Below are 16,984 nucleotides of genomic sequence, written 5' to 3'. Positions count from 1 at the left end.
GTGTGCCTTTAGGCCCAGGTTCGTTGAGTATAGGTACCCCGTCTCTACCCCATCCCGTTGTCGGACACGCTGCACCACGGAGCAAAAACGCCGCCGCGCGGTCTTAATCGTCGCCAGGTCGAGCATCGCGATGAGTGCGTGGGCACTGGCCAACTCCAGTCGTATCGGAATCGAGGTAAAGCAATGAAAACAGGCCCGTTCGTGGGTGTGTTTGTTCTGGTCGCAGCCCTTGCCGGCACTGTGCAAAGTGCCCAGGCGGATCACAGATGGGACAGGGACGACGGCAGGGTCGAGCAGTATCGCGACGGCCCCTGCCGGGTAAAGGAAATCACCGACCGCGGTTATTTCAGGAAAGTCATCCGTTGCCCGAACGGTCGTGGAAAGACTTGGCGACGCGGCGACTGGCACCGCGACTACCGAGACGGCGCCTGCCGGGTTCGCATCAGTGCCTCCCGCGAAGTATTCGACAAGGAAAGGGTCTGTCGCGGGCGAAACCATTACGACGACTGATCGCTCCGGGGCCGGCCAATCGCGCCGGTCCCATTTCCGCCTCAGATCACGAACAACTCCACGAATTGCTCCACCGGCATCGCCTCAAGCGCGGCCTGGTCCTTGCACTGGGCGAGGACCCCGGCGCAACGCTGAGGCGCGAAGCGGGTCGCCAGGCTGACCTTGAACTTCTCCTCCAGCAAGGGCATCCCTTCGCTGCGCCGCCGGCGGTGGCCGATGGGGTACTCGACCTCTACCTTCTCGGTGCTGCGGCCATCCTTGTAGAACACCTGCACGGCATTGGCGATGGAGCGCTTGTCGGGTTCCAGATACTCGCGGCTGTAGCGCGGGTCCTCGATCACCTCCATGCGTTCGCGCAGGCGGTCGATTATCGGGTGGGCTTGATGGAATCCGTCTTCATAGTGCTCGGCGGTCAGGTCGCCGAAGGCCAGGGCGACCGCTGTCATGTATTGCAGGCAGTGATCGCGGTCGGCGGCATTGGCCAGGGCACCCTCCTTGGCGATGATGCGGATGGCCGACTCCTGGGTGTTGATGACGATACGATCGATTTCGGTGACGCGGTTGCGTACCAGCGGATGCAGGCGCACCGCTGCTTCGCAGGCCGTCTGTCCATGGAACTCCGCCGGGTAGCTGACCTTGAACAGGATGTTTTCCATCACATAGCTGCCGAAGGGCTGGGGCAGGCTGAAACGGTGCTGTGCCGAAGGTTTGGTCGCCAGGTCCTTGTTGGTGTGGCTGAAGGACACGTCGTAGAAGCCCCATTGCGGCGCCCCCAGCACACCGGGAACGCCCATCTCGCCGCGCAGGGCGATATCCGCCAGGCGTACGCCCCGGCTGGTGGCATCCCCAGCCGCCCAGGACTTGCGCGATCCGGCGTTTGGCGAATGGCGGTAGGTGCGCAGGGCCTGGCCATCTACCAGAGCGTGGGAAATGGCCGAAAGCAGTTGCTCACGGGTCGCCCCCATCAGCCAGGCGCACACTGCGGTGGAGGCGAGTTTGACCAGCACCACATGGTCCAGGCCGACGCGATTGAAGGAATTCTCCAGGGCCATGACGCCCTGTATCTCATGGGCCTTGACCATCGCTTCAAGCACGAGACGCATGCTCAGCGGCGGCTCGCCACGCGCCACGCGCCGCTGGGACAGGTGGTCGGCAACGGCGAGGATGCCGCCGAGGTTATCCGAGGGATGTGCCCACTCCGCCGCCAGCCAGGTGTCGTTGAAGTCCAGCCAGCGGATCATGGCGCCGAGGTCCCAGGCGGCCTTGACCGGGTCCAACCGGTAGGAGGTGCCCGGCACCCGTGATCCCTGGGGCACCTGGGTGCCCTCCACCAGCGGGCCGAGCAGTTTGGTGCACTCGGGGAAGCGCAAGGCCAGCAGCGCACAGCCAAGGCTGTCCATCAGGCAGTTGCGCGCGGTGTCCAGCGCCTCCGCCGATTCCACACGGTAATCCAGCACATAGTCCGCGATGTCCTGGATCACCTGGTCGTAGGGCGGTCGCTGGTTCAAGTCGACGTTGCTGCTCATGGCCCAGCCTCCCGCTTGCCAAGTGGTCTGGACCTAGATTCCACCATCGCGCCATTCACCGATACCCGAGGCGACCGACGGCCAGCGCATCACTCGCCGTTGTGCTGGGCTTAGGGGATGGCGCAAACCGGAGAGACTCGCGATGAGCAGCGATCCCAATGTCCGCACACCCGCCCCCAGGCCACAGGGGCCCAGCCAGCCACCGGAACAGGTACCGGCAGCAGACGTCAAACGCATCAGCGACAAGGCACCCTGCAAGGACAAGAAGCCGGATGATTGGGAGTGAAAGCTCGAGGCGCCCCTGATGGGTTTCGCTTCGCTCTACCGCATCCTACGACGGCCGACTCCGGTGGACCGGGCTTCACCGGTCCACCGGGCGTGACGAGGCCTCAGAACCCCACGCTGGCCTGCACGTACCAGGTACGCGGCTGGCCGACGTAGATGCCTGCGTTGTTGTCGCTGGAGCGGGTGAAATACTGCTTGTCGAAGATGTTCTTCACCCCTACCCCCAGTTTCAGGTTGGACAGTTGCTCACCGAAGTCATAGGCGCCGCGCAGGTTCCAGGTCACGTAGCCGGGAATGTCACCGAACTGGCCGTCGGCGGTCGGTTCGGTGATGTAGTCGCCGGTGAAGTTCCCATTGGAATCGATGCCGGTGCCCGGTGCGCGCTGGCCGGACTGCGCGTAGCCATCGAAGTTGTAGGTCCAGCGCTCGACCTGATAACGCAGCCCGACGTTGGCCACATGGCGCGAGTAGAACGGCAGGTCGCGGGTTTCGAAGCCCGGGATGTCGCCCTCGTAAGTGGCGCGGGTGAAGGTGTAGGTACCGGTCAGGCTCAGGCCGGCGAGAATCTCGTCCAGGTTGTAGTAGCCCGACAGCTCCAGGCCCTGGTGCTTGGTGGCGCCCAGGTTGGTCCAGCCCACGTCGTTGCTGATGTACTGCAGTTCATGGTCGAAGTCGATGTAGAACAGCGTCGCTTCGCCGCCCCAGATGTCGCCGTTGTAGCGCGTACCCACTTCGTAGGTCTTGGCCTTCTCCGGCTCCAGGCCGTTGGCAGTGCTGTCGCCGACGCCGCCCTGGCCGATCTGGAAGTACTGCAGGCTGCCGAAGGAGGTTTCGTAGTTCGCGAACAGCTTCCAGGCGTCGGAGAGGTGGTACATGACGCTGATGGCCGGCAGCGGCTCGTTGTAGTCCTTGCTGCGGTTCTTCTCCTGCACTGGCAGGCCGTTGGTGCCGCGCACCGGGCGGTCATGCCAGTCGGTGTTGATGCTTTCGAAGCGGATGCCGGGGGTGATGGTCCAGTTGCCAACATCGATCTTGTCGTCGAGGTAGAAGGCGTTGGCCTCGGTGCCGCCGGTGCGGTCCTGATAGACATGGCCGTCCGCCGACGGGCCGGTCGTCGGCGTCGGAACGTTGTTCACCAGCCGCACCCGGCTGGTCTCTTCGTGCATGGCTTCCTTCAGGTAGCGGTAACCGACGCCCACTTCATGGGTGCTCTCGCCGGCGAAGAAAATGCGCGAAACACGCGGCTCGAAACCGTAGGTGTAGTAGCTGCGCGGGAAGGAACTGAGGAATGCCTGGTCGCGGCTGGCGAGGTTGCTGCCCCGGAAGCTGTCGCTGTAGTAGGTCAGCACCTCGACCTGGGTAACGTCATCCACCTGGCGCAGGTACTTCAGCGAGACGTCCTTGCGGCGACCACTGAAGTTGTCCCAGTCGCGGTCGGACTGGAAGGGATTGTCGTCGTACTGCGCCTGGGTCAGGCCGCCAGGCATGTCGGCCGTGGCGTCGTAGTAGTGAACGTTCAGCGAGATGTCGTCCTGCTCGGTGGGCGCCCAGTGGGTCTTGAGCATGACGTCGTCGATATCGTTGTTGTTGTTGCTGTCGCGGTAACCGTCGCCATTGACGCCCGAGTAGAGCAGCGCGGCGCCGAAGCCGTTGTCGGCCGTGCCGCCGATGAAGGCGCTGTTGAGGTATTTCCAGCCACCGTGGGCGGTGTCTTCCATGGTGGTGGACACATCACCGGAGAACTTCTCCGGGATGGCGCGGGTGACGAAGTTGATGACGCCACCGACGTTCTGCGGGCCATAGCGCACAGAGCCGGCACCGCGCACCACATCGATGCTGTCGAGGTTGCCGAGCGAGATGGGCGCCATGGACAGCTGCGGCTGGCCATAGGGGGCGAAGGCTGCCGGCACGCCGTCGATCAGCACGGTGGAACGGGGCGACAGGCGCGAGGTGAGGCCACGCACGCCGAAGTTCAGCGCAATGTCGCTACCGCCGGTGCCGTTGGACTCCTGCACCTGAACGCCGGGGACCGAACGCAAGGCGTCGCGCACGTTCATCGCGCCCTTCTCGATCATGGCTTCACGGCGCACCACGGTGCGGGCGCCGGGGTGGTTCTGTACCACGGCATCTTCAGCCGTACCCAGCCAGTCACCCACCACGCTGATGCTGGACGCCGGGAGTTCCATGGCCGAGGCGCCTTCTTCGCTGGAAACCCGGCGCAGGATGGCGGTGCCGTCCGTCAGGTCGAAGGTCAGGCCGCTGCCGGCAAGCAACGCAGCGAGGACCTCTTCCGGCAACAGGGTGCCGTCGACCGCCGGGGCCGCCTTGCCGGCCACCAGATCGGGACTGAAGAACAGCTGCAGCGAGGTCTGCTGGCCGAGCTGACCAAGGGCGCCAGCCAGGGACTGGGCCGGGATGTGCACTTCCTTGCGCTCGGAGGCCACGGCGCCGAGGCTGCCCACCGCCAGGGCGACGGCCAGGCTCAGGGACAACCAGGGTTGGCTACGAAGGGGCTTGCGAGAGGAGGCTGGCGATACCGCGTGTTGCTGTACTTCGTTATTCACGTTCGTCCGGTCCTGAAAGAAGGCGCTATGTCTGCGTTGGCTGTTGCGAGTGATTTACCATCAGGCCAAAAGCCTTGTAGGAGCTGGCTTGCCGGCGAAACTGGGCCATTCGCTGGCAAGCCAGCTCCTACGGGCAATGCAGCTGCTTGCAACACGTCAAGCGGACATAGCCAAAGAAAGCGCCCAGCCATGCGCTGGGCGTGAAGAGTCGGACGAGAAGACGAACGAGACGAAAAAAACCTGAATCTAAAACGGAATAATTTCGTTTGAGCCGTCAGCGAGGGTTCTGACCTTGACTGGCAAGATGCGCGGCAAGGCCGTCAGCAGGGCATTGGTATCGTCCGAGCGGAACACGCTGGAGAAGCGCAAGCTCGCCACTTCTGGAGAAACCCGTAGCGGTTTTTCCCGGTAGCGGGACACCTCTGCCGCGACCTCGGACAGGGGCACATCGTTGAACATCAGCTTGCCCTCGCGCCAGGCAGTGATGGCCTGGATGTCAATGCGCTGCACCGCTCCGACGCTACCGTCTGCCCCTACCCGCACGCCATCTCCGGCCAGCAACGGCCGGCTTGCCGCGCCCTGCCCGCCTGCCACCAGCACCTGGCCCGACTCGACTGCCACACGCATCTCCTGCACGCCATGGCGGACGTTGAAGCGGGTGCCGGTGACCGTCACGCGGCCAGGCCCGGCTTCCACCACAAAGGGTCGCGCCTTGTCGGGTGCCACGCTGAACATCGCCTCACCGGCATCCAGCCGCACCAGGCGGCGGTCGTCACCGTACTGGACGGTGACGCGGGTCCGGCCATTGAGGTCGAGCGTCGAACCATCCGCCAGCGTGACCTGGCGGCGCTCGCCAAGCTGGGTGACAAAGGCGTCGCCGCGCAGAGAAAAGGGATCGAACAGGTAGGTCGCCCCACCCGCCAGCACCACACTGGCTGCAGCCGCCAGCGCGCCCTGCAGGAAACGCCGGCGCGACGCTACCGGCAAGGCTCGAACCTCCGCCGTGCAGAGCGCACGCAGACGTTGCTCGGGGATCAGGTCGGCGGCGCTCCACATCTGCTCGAGCAACCGGTACTCCTCACGGTGCAACGCATCCGCCTGCAGCCAGGCTTCGAAGCGGCAGCGCTCCTCGACGCTCTGCTCGGGGTCGCGATTGCGGCTGAACCAGTGGGCAGCCTCGTCTCGTACGTTGCAGGCGTGCGTCATCGTTGCGCCATCCAGGTGGCGGGAATCAGGCTGCGGTGGTTGTCCATGGATCAGGTCTTGGTGCCCTGTCTGGTAGGTCCGGCTCATGAAGCGCTCAAGTCCAGGCGCTCACGCAAATGGCGAAGGGTGCGGATCATATAACGCTCCACCATATTCTTGGATAACCCTAGGCGCTCGGCAATTTCCGCCTGGCTCAGCCCTTCCAGCTTCTGCCAGATGAAAACCTGCCGGCAGTTCACGGGCAACTCAGCCAGCACCTTCTCGATGGAATCGGCAAGCTGCACGGCGTGCATATAGGCCTCGGGGTCGTTCCTCCCCTCCTCGTCCTGCCCGGCCATGTCCAGTTCCAACTGGGCGCGGCGCTCCTCACGGCGGAACTGGTCCACTGCGATATTGCGCGTGGTCTGGTGCAGGTAAGCGCGGGGTTGCTGGACGTTGCCCTGGTCGGTTTCCAGCACGCGCACGAAGGCGTCGTGGGCCAGATCTTCGGCGCGATGGCGATTCCTCAGCCGGCGCGTCCACGTGCCGATGAGCTCTTCATAGTGTTCGAAGAAGCCATGATTGCGCTGAGGCATCTGGGAATAGGAAGGGTCGGAAATCGAAAGGCGCGAATGATAATAGCTTGCAAGTATTCCCGCAATTTCCCCTTCCCAGCTTCCAGTGGCCAGCCGACGAAACCACCTTGCCTGCCCATATGGAGCCCATGCACCTTTGCGGGTATCTTCTCCAGCCGTCGCCAACCGCCCCCACAGGAAGTGCCTGCTCCATGAGCCGTACCACCCTCCAGGCTGCTGTCTTCTGTCTTGCCGCCCTCTGTTCGGCTGCCGCCTCTGCCAAGGTGGAAGTCCAGCCCGTCCAGCACACCAAGGCGGGCCGGATTCTCGCCGTGCAGATTTCCGAAGACATCGCCCCCGGCGACTACGAAGCACTGATGAAAGGTTTGCGCGCCAACGCCGGCAAGTTCGACCGCAAGCTGGTGTTGCTGGATAACATCGGCGGCAGCGTGGCCGAAGCCATCCGCATGGGCCGCCTGCTGCGGGAAACCGGCTTCGATGTGATGGTCCCTACTGACGGTGTGTGCCAGGGCAGCTGCGTCTACCTCCTGGCCGCCGGCCGCAACAAGACCGTGCGCGGCTACGTCGGCCTGCACCGCCCCTACTTCCCCCATGGCGATTCCGCCCAGGTTGCCCCCGTTGGCAGCCGCTACAGCCCGACTGCCTACCTCAGGGAAATGAACGTCCCCTTGAGCCTGCTGGACGAGATGAACAGCATCGAGCCAACGCGCATGCGGGTGCTGACGAAGGATGAGCTGGCGAAGTACCGGTTGAACTGACGGCGGCCACCCTATGGGACTGCTGCGTGGACTTGCCTACGCCCCCAATAAGGTGGCATCGCGGATGCCGCTAGCCAGATCGTAGCCCGCATGAAATCCGGGAGCGGCGATCAGACTTTCCCCGGATTTCATCCGGGCTACTACAGACAATCGACTTCATCCTGCATATCAGCGGGCGACCCAGTCCACCAAGGCAGCGGCAAGCAACAGGCCCAGACCGAAGACGCTGTGATTGATCAGGCTGCGCAGGCAGTTCTTCAACAATGTGGGCGTCTTGCTGACGAACAGGCCGGCGCTCATGGCCGGCTGCATCACCAGCAACGGCGCTGCGACGGTGCCCATGCCTACCAACACGGCGGGCAGCAGGGTTGGGCTGGCGGTCCAGCCGATCAGATCAACCCAAGCGTCAGCGCCTTCAGCGTCGCCGCCGCGCGAGTCGAGCAATTCAGTTTGCGGAATACATTCTCGACATGGGTTCGCACCGTGCTCGAGCTGATGCCGAGATCGCGCGCCACTTCCTTGTTGCTCGCCCCTGAACTGATGCGCCGGAGTATCTCCGTCTCCCGCTCGGACAAGGTGCCGCTGGTGGTCTTGCACAAGGCAGCAGAGCGCTCTCCACGGGCGGCAGCAATCACCGCTTGGCATGCCCTCGGATCGAAACGCCCCTGCCCCGCTTCAGTCTCCAGCAGCCGTGCGGCCTCGCCGTCGCTGAAAGCCGGCCGCCATGGACGTTCGGCCCGCAAGGCCTGCCAGGCCAGCGCCGCAGCCAGCAGGCGGTGCTCAGGCTGCAAGGAGTCACCACTGAAGGCGCGGAAGTAGCCACTGCCATCCAGCCGTTCATAGGCATGGGCAGCCAGTTGGCCGGGGACGGTCAGACCGCCGATCTGACCGCACGCGCGCAAGGTCCAGTAGGGCACCAGCCGCACCTGTTCCTGATCGCCAGCAAGCAGTGGCCCCGGCGTATTCCAGATTCGGTTGGGCACCGCCGCGCGGCCGATGCCGTGGATGAGGGCGGCCCGTCCCAACTGCTCGACGCTACCCGACGGCAGCCCCCACAGCCTGGCGGCTTCGCGCACCAGATCGGCTGCCTGGCGTGAATAGCCGGTAAGCCAGGGCAGCTTGAGGTCGATCACGTCCCCCACCAACGTCAGCGAGACCTGCGCGTCGCCGCCCATTGCAGCTGACGGGGAATCTTCGGGCAGTTGAAGGGCCTCCAGCCAGTCGGCTGCATTGCGCAGCAGTTCAGACGCCAGGGATGCCGGGTAGCGGCGATCCCCCTGGGAAGCGATCCACTCCAGCGCCGAGTCGAGGCCATGAACCCGGGAGAGAATTTCCAGGTCGCCCGCCAGCACCACTTGATACACCACCTCCGGCACCTCGGGATGGCGCAGACCAAGCGGATTGCCCTGGCCATCGAACTGCTCGAATACGTGGCGCAACCCCAGCTCGACATCGGCGTTCAAGCCCAGCGTGCGGGCGATATCACCGGACACCTCGCAATGCACTTCGGCCAGGGGCGCGGACTTGCGCATGGCGCGAAGCCCGGACGGCCCCAGCGTCTGGCTGAGCATCGCACGGCGACCGCCAACATCATCCCCCAGCAGGTGCATGAAGCCCTCGGCGTTAGCCGTGCAGCCTGACCAGCGCAGCAGCGCCACCTGACGCGCGACGTCCGCCCGTACATCGTCGCCACCACAGGACTTCGCCAGGCGGCCGGCGAGGCGTGCGGTACGTCGGGATTGGTCGATAGGCTGGCCCATGCTCAGATCCCCCACCATCGCCAGGGCCAGGATGGCGTCGCCCAGTACAACGCAGTCGGTGTCCATCAGATTGCTCTCCACGGATTCACTCGCATTCTCGCCGACCCGCCTCGGATAAACGACCGATACCGGCACACTCGGGCAATCCCGACACTAGGCACTCCCAAGCACAGGAGTTCCCACCATGTCCAAACCCAAGACCCTCGCCCTGGCACTCGCCATGGCCACTTCCCTCTTCACGCTCGGCAGTCAGGCCGCCACTGCGACCCCCTCGGTCGTGATTGTCCACGGCGCATTTGCCGACGGCTCCGACTGGGCCAAGGTCGTGCCACTGCTGCAAGCCGAAGGCATCAGGGTAACCGTGGTGCAGAACCCGTTGACCTCGCTGGCCGACGATGTGGCCGCCACCCAACGCGTGCTGAACAACCAGGAAGGCGACGTGGTGCTGGTCGGGCACTCCTGGGGCGGCACGGTCATCAGCCAGGCCGGTGCCGACAAGAAAGTGCGTAGCCTGGTCTATGTCGCGGCCTTCGCGCCCAACGCCGGGCAGAACACCAAGGAACTCTACGAGGGCTACCCCTCGCCGCGCGGCGTGAGCCAGATCACGCCCGACAAGAACGGTTTCCTCTATCTGACGCCGCAAGGCATGGCCACCGACTTTGCCCAGGACGTACCACGCGAGCAGGCCGCCGTGATGGCTGCGACCCAGGGGCCGATCCGCGCGGCGGCGTTCGAAGAGAAGACCAGCATCGCTGCCTGGAAAGGCAAGCAGAACTGGTACGTCGTGGCCAGTCAGGACCATATGATCCAACCGGACCTGCAGCGTGACTTCGCCAGGAAGATTGGCGCCCGCGTCACCGAACTCGACTCCAGCCACGTTCCGCAGCAGTCACGCCCAAGTGAGGTAGCCAAGGTGATCATCAAGGCCGTGCAGAGCGCTCAGTGACCCGGATGCGACACGGCCGCACCTGAGGCGCGGCCGTGTCGGCAGTGGACAGGCCCCGGTCCAGGGGCAGACGCTGTGGTTCGGGATTGATCAGGTGGGCGTTGACTCGAGCGGCTTCTCAGCCACGCAGCCTGTCTGGCCCGGTCGGTGCCAGAGGAACACCAGGATGGCCGCAGCACCGATCAGGCCGGGCAGTGCAAAAGCCAGGAAGCTCGCCTGGATCGGCAACTGCGCCGCGTGTAGCGCGCCACCCAGTAGCGGGCCGATGATGGCGACCAGGGTGCTGCGGATTTTCCTGGGGGCGTATTCGTTCGCTGTGTCTGCGTTAGCTGTTGCTAGAGATTGACCATCGGGCCAAGAGCCTTGTAGGAGCCGGCTTGCCAGCGAAACGGCGGCATTGGCTGGCAAGCCAGCTCCTTGGGCGATGCAGGTGCTTGCAACACGTCATGCAGACATAGCCTATTCGTTCATCAGCGCCACTACGTTGGGCATGATGCCACCGATGCCGAGCCCGGCAATGAAGCGACGGATCGCGAATTCTTCCGGCGTGCGCGCAAAGCCGTTGATCACGGTGAAACCGCTGAACACGATCACGCGCGTCATGATCGCTTTGCGCCGTCCGATGCGGTCGGACAGCGGGCCGAAGAACAACGCGCCAAACATCATTCCCACCAGCGCACGGCTACCGAGCATCCCGGCCTGGAGCACGGTCAGGTTTCAGGTCTGCATCAGTGCGGGCAGCACCACGCCGTAGATGACCAGGGCATAGCCGTCGAAGATGATGATCAACGCGCACCCGAACAGTACGCCTGCATCGAAGGCATTGAAGCAGTTTGCCTCGCATACGGATTGTGGTTGCCAGCACGTTGGCATCTCCGTTGTTGCGTCGAGATCGTACCCGCAAGGTGGAATAGGCGTCCGCCTTCGGCCGGAAGCGACATAGGTGGATGAGCCGTTACACCGAGTACTCCGCCCTGCGTTGGTGCAAAATAGTGCCCACAAGAACTTTGCTAGCCTGGATTGTGAGTCCAGCCCCTGTCGCGTAATGCAGCGAAACGAGGACCGATATGAAAGCCGATTTTGAGCGGGTTGATGCCCCTGAACCCGAGATGCCGCGTGATGGAGATCATCGCAGGTCCCACCAGAAGCCGGTGGTGGCAGCATGATCGAGGTAACCGAGGTTTCAATTGCCGAACTGCGTGCCGCGCTCGAATCAGGTCGGACGACTGCGGTTGAGCTGGTCCAGGCCTATCTCGCCAGGATCGATGCCTATGATGGCCCCGACACACCCACGGCCCTCAACGCGGTAGTGGTTCGCAACCCCGATGCGCTCAAGGAAGCCGAGGCGTCCGACGCCCGTCGGGCCCGGGGCGAAACGCTGGGGCCGCTTGATGGCATCCCCTACACCGCCAAAGACAGCTACCTGGTGAAAGGGCTGACTGCGGCTTCCGGCAGTCCGGCATTCAAGGATCTGATCGCCTATCGCGATGCGTTCACCATCGAACGACTTCGCGCTGCGGGCGCGATCTGCCTGGGCAAGACCAACATGCCGCCCATGGCGAACGGCGGCATGCAACGCGGGGTCTATGGCCGCGCGGAAAGCCCGTACAACGCGAACTACCTCACCGCGCCTTTCGCATCGGGCTCGTCCAACGGTGCGGGCACCGCAACCGCGGCCAGTTTTGCGGCATTCGGCGTTGCCGAAGAAACCTGGTCGAGCGGGCGCGGGCCTGCATCGAACAATGGCCTGTGCGCCTATACGCCTTCGCGCGGGGTGATCTCGGTGCGCGGCAACTGGCCGTTGACGCCGACGATGGATGTCGTCGTGCCCTACGCCAGAACCATGGCTGACCTGCTTGAGGTGCTGGACGTCGTAGTGGCGGAGGACCCGGACGCGCGTGGCGACCTGTGGCGCCTGCAGCCCTGGGTGCCGATCCCCAGCGTTGATTCGGTACGTCCCGCGTCCTACCTGGCGCTCGCCAAGCAGGCCGAAGCCTTGGCGGGCAAGCGCTTCGGCGTTCCGCGCATGTTCATCAACAAGGACCCGGACGCCGGCACCAGCGAGGCGCCGGGCATCGGTGGCCCGACCGGGCAACGCATCAACACTCGCCCGTCCGTGATCGCGCTCTGGGAAGAGGCGCGCAAGGCCCTGGAAGCTGCCGGCGCCGAAGTGGTCGAGGTCGACTTCCCGCTGGTGTCCAACTGCGAGGGCGACCGGCCGGGGGCACCGACCGTGTTCAACCGCGGCCTGGTATCCAAGGAATTCCTCCATGACGAACTGTGGGACCTGTCGGCCTGGGGCTTCGACGACTTCCTGCGGGCAAACGGCGATCCCAAGCTGAACCGCCTTGCCGACGTCGACGGTCCGAAGATCTTCCCGCACGATCCGGGCACGCTGCCAAACCGCGAAGGCGACCTGGCCGCAGGCATGGACGAATACGTGCGAATGGCCCAGCGCGGCATCAAGCAATGGGACCAGATTCCCACGTTGCCGGATGGCCTGCGCGGACTGGAGCAGACTCGCCGCATCGACCTCGAAGACTGGATGGACCGCCTGGGGCTCGACGCTGTGCTGTTCCCGACGGTGGCCGACGTGGGCCCGGCGGATGCGGATGTGAATCCCGAGTCTGCGGATATCGCCTGGAGTAACGGTATCTGGGTCGCCAATGGCAATCTCGCTATCCGGCACCTTGGCGTCCCCACGGTAACCGTGCCGATGGGCGTGATGTCGGACATCGGCATGCCCGTCGGGCTGACGTTCGCCGGTCGTGCGTACGATGACTCGGCGCTGCTTGGTTTCGCTTCGGCGTTCGAGTCGACAGGGACCAAACGATTGATCCCGCCGCGAACCCCACCCTTGCAGCGCGGCTAAGAATGGAGCTGGGGGATGGGCGCTGTACAAGCCCCATCCCCCAGCGAGCACCCGGCGTTTTGCTTATCCGACTTTGAACTGTGTGCGGCTGCGAAACTGCCCGGGTGCGATATCGAATTTTTCGCGGAAGCAGCGATGGAAATGCGGGAGCGTGGCGAATCCACTGGCGACCGCTATTTCAATGAGGGATTTGTTGGTGTGCTGCAACAACTGGCGCGCGTGAGTGAGGCGCAACTCCAGGTAGTACCGCGGCGGGGTAGCCTTGACGTAGCGCCGGAAGAGACGCTCCAGGTGTCGCCTGGAAATGCCCGCATGACGGGCGATTTCTTCGATCTCTATGGGGTCTTCGATATTGCTGTGCATCAGCTCCAACGCGAGCTTGAGGGTTCGCGGCAGGGTCGGGTCGAAGTCGATCGACACCACCGACACATCGACGACTTCCCGCATCTTGTCGCAGCCCAGCACCTCTTCCACAGCATTCAGCAGCTCCTGACCAGCACTGTGCCCGACCACCTCCAGCATCATGCCCAACGAGCTGTTCGCGCCGGCGCAACTGATTCGCTTGCGGTCGAGTACGTGGGAATGGGTGGTCACCCTCACCTTGGGAAAGAGTTCGGCCATCATTGCCCGACCGTCAGGGTGGAATGCGCAGTCATGGCCATCCAGCAAGCCCGCCTCGGCAAGGAAGTAACAGCCATTCCAGAGCCCTCCAAGCACTGAACCCGCGGCGTCAGCGTGGCGCAGTTTCGCCCGCAGCAGGGGGTCGCTCTCAAGGCGGACACGGAAACCGCCACACACGACGATGATGTCCTGGTGTTTTTCATCCAGCTCAGCCAGGGGACAGTCGGCGGCAATGGCAATTCCGAGGTCGCTCAGCACCAGATTGCTCTCACCCCCGACCACCTGCACCTCGAACACGGGCGTCGAACTCATCAGGTTGGCGGTAACCAGGGCATCCACGGCGCCGGTGAACGCCATCATCGAAAAATGCTCGCGCAGGACAAAGGACACGCGGCGGACCGACGTCGTCAACCCGGCACGGCTGGCCCTATCCAGATGTGCCAGGTTCTTGCTCTTCAACACACTCTCGAATGACGTTCTCATCTCTCGACTCACAGGCGCTCAGGCACCATCCGACAAGGCTGCATCGAACAACAGCGCGAACAGCTTTGCACAGTCCGGGCTGTCAGGCAGTGCCGCAACCGTCTCTGCGATTGCCCTTCGCGACGCCTCTCCCAATTGAAGGCGGCTCGATCACGGTATACCTCCCGGTCACCTTGTAACGGCGTTCCAAGCGTTCGTGCCCCTTACTCTTCGAAGCGGCTCGTGGGGTCACGGTCGTGGTCGTAGTGCCTCGTGAGTGGGAACGGCGGCAACCAGGACTCGCGACGGACGGTCCAGCTTTCGTAGGTTGGCCTCAGTTGGTCAGGGGCATCCAGGGTGCCCAGGTTCACTTCGATCTCATCTGCGGTACGGGCGAAAACGGACGAGCCGCAGCGAGAACAGAAATACCGCCCGGCGTAGTCGCGTGTTTCGCCCTCGATGGTCACCGCGTCCTGCGGGAACACCGCAGAAGCGTGAAACAGGGCGCCATGATGTTTGCGACAATCGAGACAATGACAAAGGCCGACCCTATAGGGGGGCCCCGCAGCCACAATGCGGACGTCACCGCAAAGGCAACCGCCTGTGAATCGGTCCATGCTGCGTCTCCTCTGCAACCAAGCCGTCGGGATGCTGGCAGCATACCTCGCCGGGTGCCCATTGAAGTTGTGCCAGCCAATTCCGCTGTTTGTGAAAATAGCAGCCGCACCGTTGCAACGAGTTGCTACCGGCCTTCCCTCACTGCCGTGGCAGGCATCGTGGCGATGCCTGAACCGCACGGCGTCACCCAATCAATCACCTACTGGGTGGTGTTAATGCAGTTTCACCGGCTCTTCCTTGCGTCCGCGTGCGATAGGCCAGCCCTTCCGGGATCGCCGGCAAGGGCCAGGACGGTGCCCGATCAGGCCGCCGCGTAAACCACCAGTTCCACCAACATCTCCTCGCGAGCAAGGCCCGCCACGACCACGGCTGCTCGGTTCGGGTAGGGGGCGGCGAAGTATTCGGCGTAGACCGCATTCACCGTGGCCAGGTAGCTGCGGTCAGTGACGTAGATGAGCACCTGGGTCACCGCGTCCGGCCCCAGCCCAGCGCAGTCCAGGGTGTGCTTGAGGTTGTCCAGGGTCTGCCGCGCCTGCACCTCGATACCCCCTTCCACCACACGCCCTTCGACATCGATGGGGATCTGCGCCGTGTACAAGGTCCCGTTACCGATCACGGCCCACTCCAGCGGCGCCTTGGACGGGTATAAACGGGTGCTGACTGCCTGTTTCATTGAACTCTCCAGGAGGAAGAAAAAAGGGAGGGACAAGCCCTCCCAAGGGACTAGACCTGCTGCTCGCGCGCCAGGCGGCGGGCGATCTGTGGGGCGTTCCAGAGCGCAGGGAGGATCAGCAGGGACACCGGCACGGCGGTGATGACGATGAAGGACTGCAACGCCGTGACCCCACCCGAGCCGATGGTGATCAGCACCACGGCAGCCAGCCCCATGCCGATGCACCAGAAGGCGCGCAACCACTTCTTCGGCGAGTCGTTGCCGGACATCGCCATGGCCACGGTGTAGGCCATGGCATCACCGTTGGTAGCCACCGAGATGAAGCTGAGGAACAGAAACAGCGCGGATACCAGCCCCGCCAGCGGCAGGCTCTGGGTCACGCCCAGCAACATGGCCTCGGGTTGGGTGCCGTGGGCGGTGACGGTGCCGGGGTTTTGCAGCTCCAGGCCGATGCCGGTGCCGCCGACCACGGTGAACCAGAACATGGTGACCAGCGGCGCGATGATCGACAGGGTCATGATGATCTGGCGAATGCTGCGGCCCCGGGAAATCTTGGCCACGTACAGGCCCATCATGGGTGCGTAGCCGATGAACCAGCCCCAGTAGAACACCGTCCACCAGTCGAGCCACTTCGGATCGGCGCGGTACAGGGTCATCGGCAGGAAGTTTTCCAGTTGCAGGCCGAACGCCACGGGGAAGCCCGAGAGGATGAACAGGGTCGGGCCGGCGACGATCATGAACAGTGCCAGGCCGATCATCAGCCAGACATTGATCTCGCTGACGAATCGGATGCCGTTCAGACCCACCAGGCAGGAGGTGGTGTACATGGCCGTCACCAGGATGATGGTGATGGACTGGGTCAGCAGGTCATTGGGCAGGCCCCAGACGGCTTGCAGCGCATTGCTGATCTGCAGGCCGAGGAAGCCGATCGGGCCGATGGTGCCGGCGACGACCGCGATGATCGAAGCGGCATCGGCGAGGTTGCCGATGGAGCCCTTGAGTGCGCGCTCGCCCAGCAGCGGATACAGCAGCGTGCGCGGCGCCAGCGGCAAGCCCTTGTCGTAGTGCAGGTGCATCAGCACGATCGCCAGCAGGCTGCCGAGCACCGCCCAGGCGAGGAAGCCCCAGTGCACGAAGGACTGGGCCAGCGCCAAGTGGCCGGCCTGCTCGGTGTTTGGCTGCACACCGGGGAACAGCGGCGGCGGACTGGCGAAGTGCATCAGCGGCTCGGCGGCTGCCCAGAAGGCGCCGCCACCGGCCAGCAGTGCGCACATGATCACGGCGATCCAGTTGAAGGTGCTGGTTTCCGGCTTCCGGTCGACGCCACCCAGGCGCACCCGGCCGCACTTGCTGAAGCAGATGCCAAGGCTGACCAGGAAGGTCGCCAGCATCAGCACCTGCCAGTAAAGTCCGAAGACTTTCGTCGACCAGGCAAAGAGCGCGTTGACCAGCGCCGAGACGGCGTCGATGTCCACCAGCGCCGCTACCAGGAAACTGAGCAGGAAGCCACCGCTGATGACGAACAGCGGCCAGTCGATGCCTTGCAGTGCCGAGTGCTTCATCGGCGTGCTGCCTATGGTCTGGGTCGGGAACACTTTCATGATGCCT

General features: G+C 64.0%; 14 protein-coding genes and 3 pseudogenes. 5 read left to right on the top strand and 12 right to left on the bottom strand.

Going from position 1 to position 16,984, the window contains the following annotated elements; all coding sequences use genetic code 11:
• The first annotated feature begins 183 nt into the window (after positions 1–183).
• Positions 184–510, top strand: a complete 327-nt coding sequence (locus E8F20_RS21770) for a hypothetical protein (protein ID WP_280285601.1) — start codon at positions 184–186, stop codon at positions 508–510.
• 41 nt (positions 511–551) lie between these two features.
• On the opposite strand, the gene prpD is transcribed toward E8F20_RS21770, so the two are convergent.
• Entirely contained in the window at positions 552–2,036 is a 1,485-nt protein-coding gene (gene prpD, locus E8F20_RS21765; RefSeq protein WP_280285600.1) for a 2-methylcitrate dehydratase, read from the bottom strand.
• 142 nt (positions 2,037–2,178) lie between these two features.
• Here prpD and E8F20_RS21760 point away from each other — a divergent pair, with 142 nt between their 5' ends.
• Complete coding sequence (locus tag E8F20_RS21760) at positions 2,179–2,322, top strand: hypothetical protein (RefSeq protein WP_280285599.1); 144 nt, start codon at positions 2,179–2,181, stop codon at positions 2,320–2,322.
• A 103-nt stretch (positions 2,323–2,425) separates the two neighbouring features.
• Here E8F20_RS21760 and E8F20_RS21755 read toward each other — a convergent pair whose 3' ends face one another.
• The 3 genes from E8F20_RS21755 to E8F20_RS21745 form a co-directional block, all read right to left on the bottom strand.
• On the bottom strand, positions 2,426–4,813 hold the full coding sequence (locus E8F20_RS21755) for a TonB-dependent siderophore receptor (protein ID WP_280285660.1): 2,388 nt from the start codon (positions 4,811–4,813) through the stop codon (positions 2,426–2,428).
• A gap of 318 nt (positions 4,814–5,131) precedes the next feature.
• Positions 5,132–6,091: a FecR family protein gene (locus tag E8F20_RS21750; protein ID WP_280285598.1), complete on the bottom strand. Its 960-nt coding sequence runs from the start codon at positions 6,089–6,091 to the stop codon at positions 5,132–5,134.
• Between the two features lie 83 nt (positions 6,092–6,174).
• The gene (locus E8F20_RS21745) at positions 6,175–6,666 is read right to left on the bottom strand and encodes a sigma-70 family RNA polymerase sigma factor (protein ID WP_137821520.1); all 492 of its coding nucleotides are present in this window, start codon (positions 6,664–6,666) and stop codon (positions 6,175–6,177) included.
• 191 nt (positions 6,667–6,857) lie between these two features.
• On the opposite strand from E8F20_RS21745, the gene E8F20_RS21740 reads away from it, so the two are divergent.
• Entirely contained in the window at positions 6,858–7,424 is a 567-nt protein-coding gene (locus tag E8F20_RS21740) for a hypothetical protein (protein WP_280285597.1), read from the top strand.
• Between the two features lie 168 nt (positions 7,425–7,592).
• On the opposite strand, the pseudogene E8F20_RS21735 reads toward E8F20_RS21740, so the two are convergent.
• Positions 7,593–7,811 (bottom strand): annotated as a pseudogene (locus E8F20_RS21735) (DUF2938 family protein); the annotation flags it as partial.
• Between the two features lie 2 nt (positions 7,812–7,813).
• Positions 7,814–9,253, bottom strand: a complete 1,440-nt coding sequence (locus tag E8F20_RS21730) for an HD domain-containing phosphohydrolase (RefSeq protein ID WP_280285659.1) — start codon at positions 9,251–9,253, stop codon at positions 7,814–7,816.
• Between the two features lie 115 nt (positions 9,254–9,368).
• On the opposite strand from E8F20_RS21730, the gene E8F20_RS21725 reads away from it, so the two are divergent.
• Positions 9,369–10,130: an alpha/beta hydrolase gene (locus tag E8F20_RS21725; protein WP_280285596.1), complete on the top strand. Its 762-nt coding sequence runs from the start codon at positions 9,369–9,371 to the stop codon at positions 10,128–10,130.
• A 90-nt stretch (positions 10,131–10,220) separates the two neighbouring features.
• Here the strand turns inward: E8F20_RS21725 and E8F20_RS21720 are convergent.
• Together E8F20_RS21720 and E8F20_RS21715 are read right to left on the bottom strand one after the other, a co-directional pair.
• Positions 10,221–10,409: pseudogene (locus E8F20_RS21720) on the bottom strand (aromatic acid/H+ symport family MFS transporter); the annotation flags it as partial.
• A gap of 68 nt (positions 10,410–10,477) precedes the next feature.
• Positions 10,478–11,003 (bottom strand): annotated as a pseudogene (locus E8F20_RS21715) (MFS transporter); the annotation flags it as partial.
• A gap of 289 nt (positions 11,004–11,292) precedes the next feature.
• On the opposite strand from E8F20_RS21715, the gene E8F20_RS21710 reads away from it, so the two are divergent.
• Positions 11,293–13,002 carry an amidase gene (locus tag E8F20_RS21710; RefSeq protein ID WP_280285595.1) on the top strand — a complete coding sequence of 570 codons (1,710 nt, stop codon included), beginning with the start codon at positions 11,293–11,295 and terminating at the stop codon, positions 13,000–13,002.
• 63 nt (positions 13,003–13,065) lie between these two features.
• Here E8F20_RS21710 and E8F20_RS21705 read toward each other — a convergent pair whose 3' ends face one another.
• The 4 genes from E8F20_RS21705 to E8F20_RS21690 all read right to left on the bottom strand — a co-directional run bounded on the left by E8F20_RS21705 (position 13,066) and on the right by E8F20_RS21690 (position 16,938).
• Positions 13,066–14,106, bottom strand: a complete 1,041-nt coding sequence (locus E8F20_RS21705; protein WP_280285594.1) for a helix-turn-helix domain-containing protein — start codon at positions 14,104–14,106, stop codon at positions 13,066–13,068.
• A gap of 203 nt (positions 14,107–14,309) precedes the next feature.
• Positions 14,310–14,702: a GFA family protein gene (locus tag E8F20_RS21700; RefSeq protein WP_280285593.1), complete on the bottom strand. Its 393-nt coding sequence runs from the start codon at positions 14,700–14,702 to the stop codon at positions 14,310–14,312.
• A gap of 302 nt (positions 14,703–15,004) precedes the next feature.
• On the bottom strand, positions 15,005–15,376 hold the full coding sequence (locus tag E8F20_RS21695) for a RidA family protein (RefSeq protein WP_280285592.1): 372 nt from the start codon (positions 15,374–15,376) through the stop codon (positions 15,005–15,007).
• 50 nt (positions 15,377–15,426) lie between these two features.
• Positions 15,427–16,938: a BCCT family transporter gene (locus E8F20_RS21690; RefSeq protein WP_280285658.1), complete on the bottom strand. Its 1,512-nt coding sequence runs from the start codon at positions 16,936–16,938 to the stop codon at positions 15,427–15,429.
• Positions 16,939–16,984 lie beyond the last annotated feature (46 nt).

The organism is Pseudomonas sp. BN415, from assembly GCF_029871195.1.
In the GTDB taxonomy this organism is placed as follows: domain Bacteria; phylum Pseudomonadota; class Gammaproteobacteria; order Pseudomonadales; family Pseudomonadaceae; genus Metapseudomonas; species Metapseudomonas resinovorans.
The sequence above is the reverse complement of the archived record's forward strand: the minus strand, read 5'-3'. Positions and strand labels throughout refer to the sequence as shown.

What these genes read in the sequence shown, in the direction of transcription:
- E8F20_RS21690 (WP_280285658.1), bottom strand. Translation starts at nt 16,938, where the DNA reads ATGAAGCACTCGGCACTGCAAGGCATCGACTGGCCGCTGTTCGTCATC.
- E8F20_RS21760 (WP_280285599.1), top strand. Translation starts at nt 2,179, where the DNA reads ATGAGCAGCGATCCCAATGTCCGCACACCCGCCCCCAGGCCACAGGGG.
- E8F20_RS21740 (WP_280285597.1), top strand. Translation starts at nt 6,858, where the DNA reads ATGAGCCGTACCACCCTCCAGGCTGCTGTCTTCTGTCTTGCCGCCCTC.
- E8F20_RS21695 (WP_280285592.1), bottom strand. Translation starts at nt 15,376, where the DNA reads ATGAAACAGGCAGTCAGCACCCGTTTATACCCGTCCAAGGCGCCGCTG.
- E8F20_RS21705 (WP_280285594.1), bottom strand. Translation starts at nt 14,106, where the DNA reads ATGAGAACGTCATTCGAGAGTGTGTTGAAGAGCAAGAACCTGGCACAT.
- E8F20_RS21750 (WP_280285598.1), bottom strand. Translation starts at nt 6,091, where the DNA reads ATGACGCACGCCTGCAACGTACGAGACGAGGCTGCCCACTGGTTCAGC.
- prpD (WP_280285600.1), bottom strand. Translation starts at nt 2,036, where the DNA reads ATGAGCAGCAACGTCGACTTGAACCAGCGACCGCCCTACGACCAGGTG.
- E8F20_RS21725 (WP_280285596.1), top strand. Translation starts at nt 9,369, where the DNA reads ATGTCCAAACCCAAGACCCTCGCCCTGGCACTCGCCATGGCCACTTCC.
- E8F20_RS21745 (WP_137821520.1), bottom strand. Translation starts at nt 6,666, where the DNA reads ATGCCTCAGCGCAATCATGGCTTCTTCGAACACTATGAAGAGCTCATC.
- E8F20_RS21770 (WP_280285601.1), top strand. Translation starts at nt 184, where the DNA reads ATGAAAACAGGCCCGTTCGTGGGTGTGTTTGTTCTGGTCGCAGCCCTT.
- E8F20_RS21700 (WP_280285593.1), bottom strand. Translation starts at nt 14,702, where the DNA reads ATGGACCGATTCACAGGCGGTTGCCTTTGCGGTGACGTCCGCATTGTG.
- E8F20_RS21710 (WP_280285595.1), top strand. Translation starts at nt 11,293, where the DNA reads ATGATCGAGGTAACCGAGGTTTCAATTGCCGAACTGCGTGCCGCGCTC.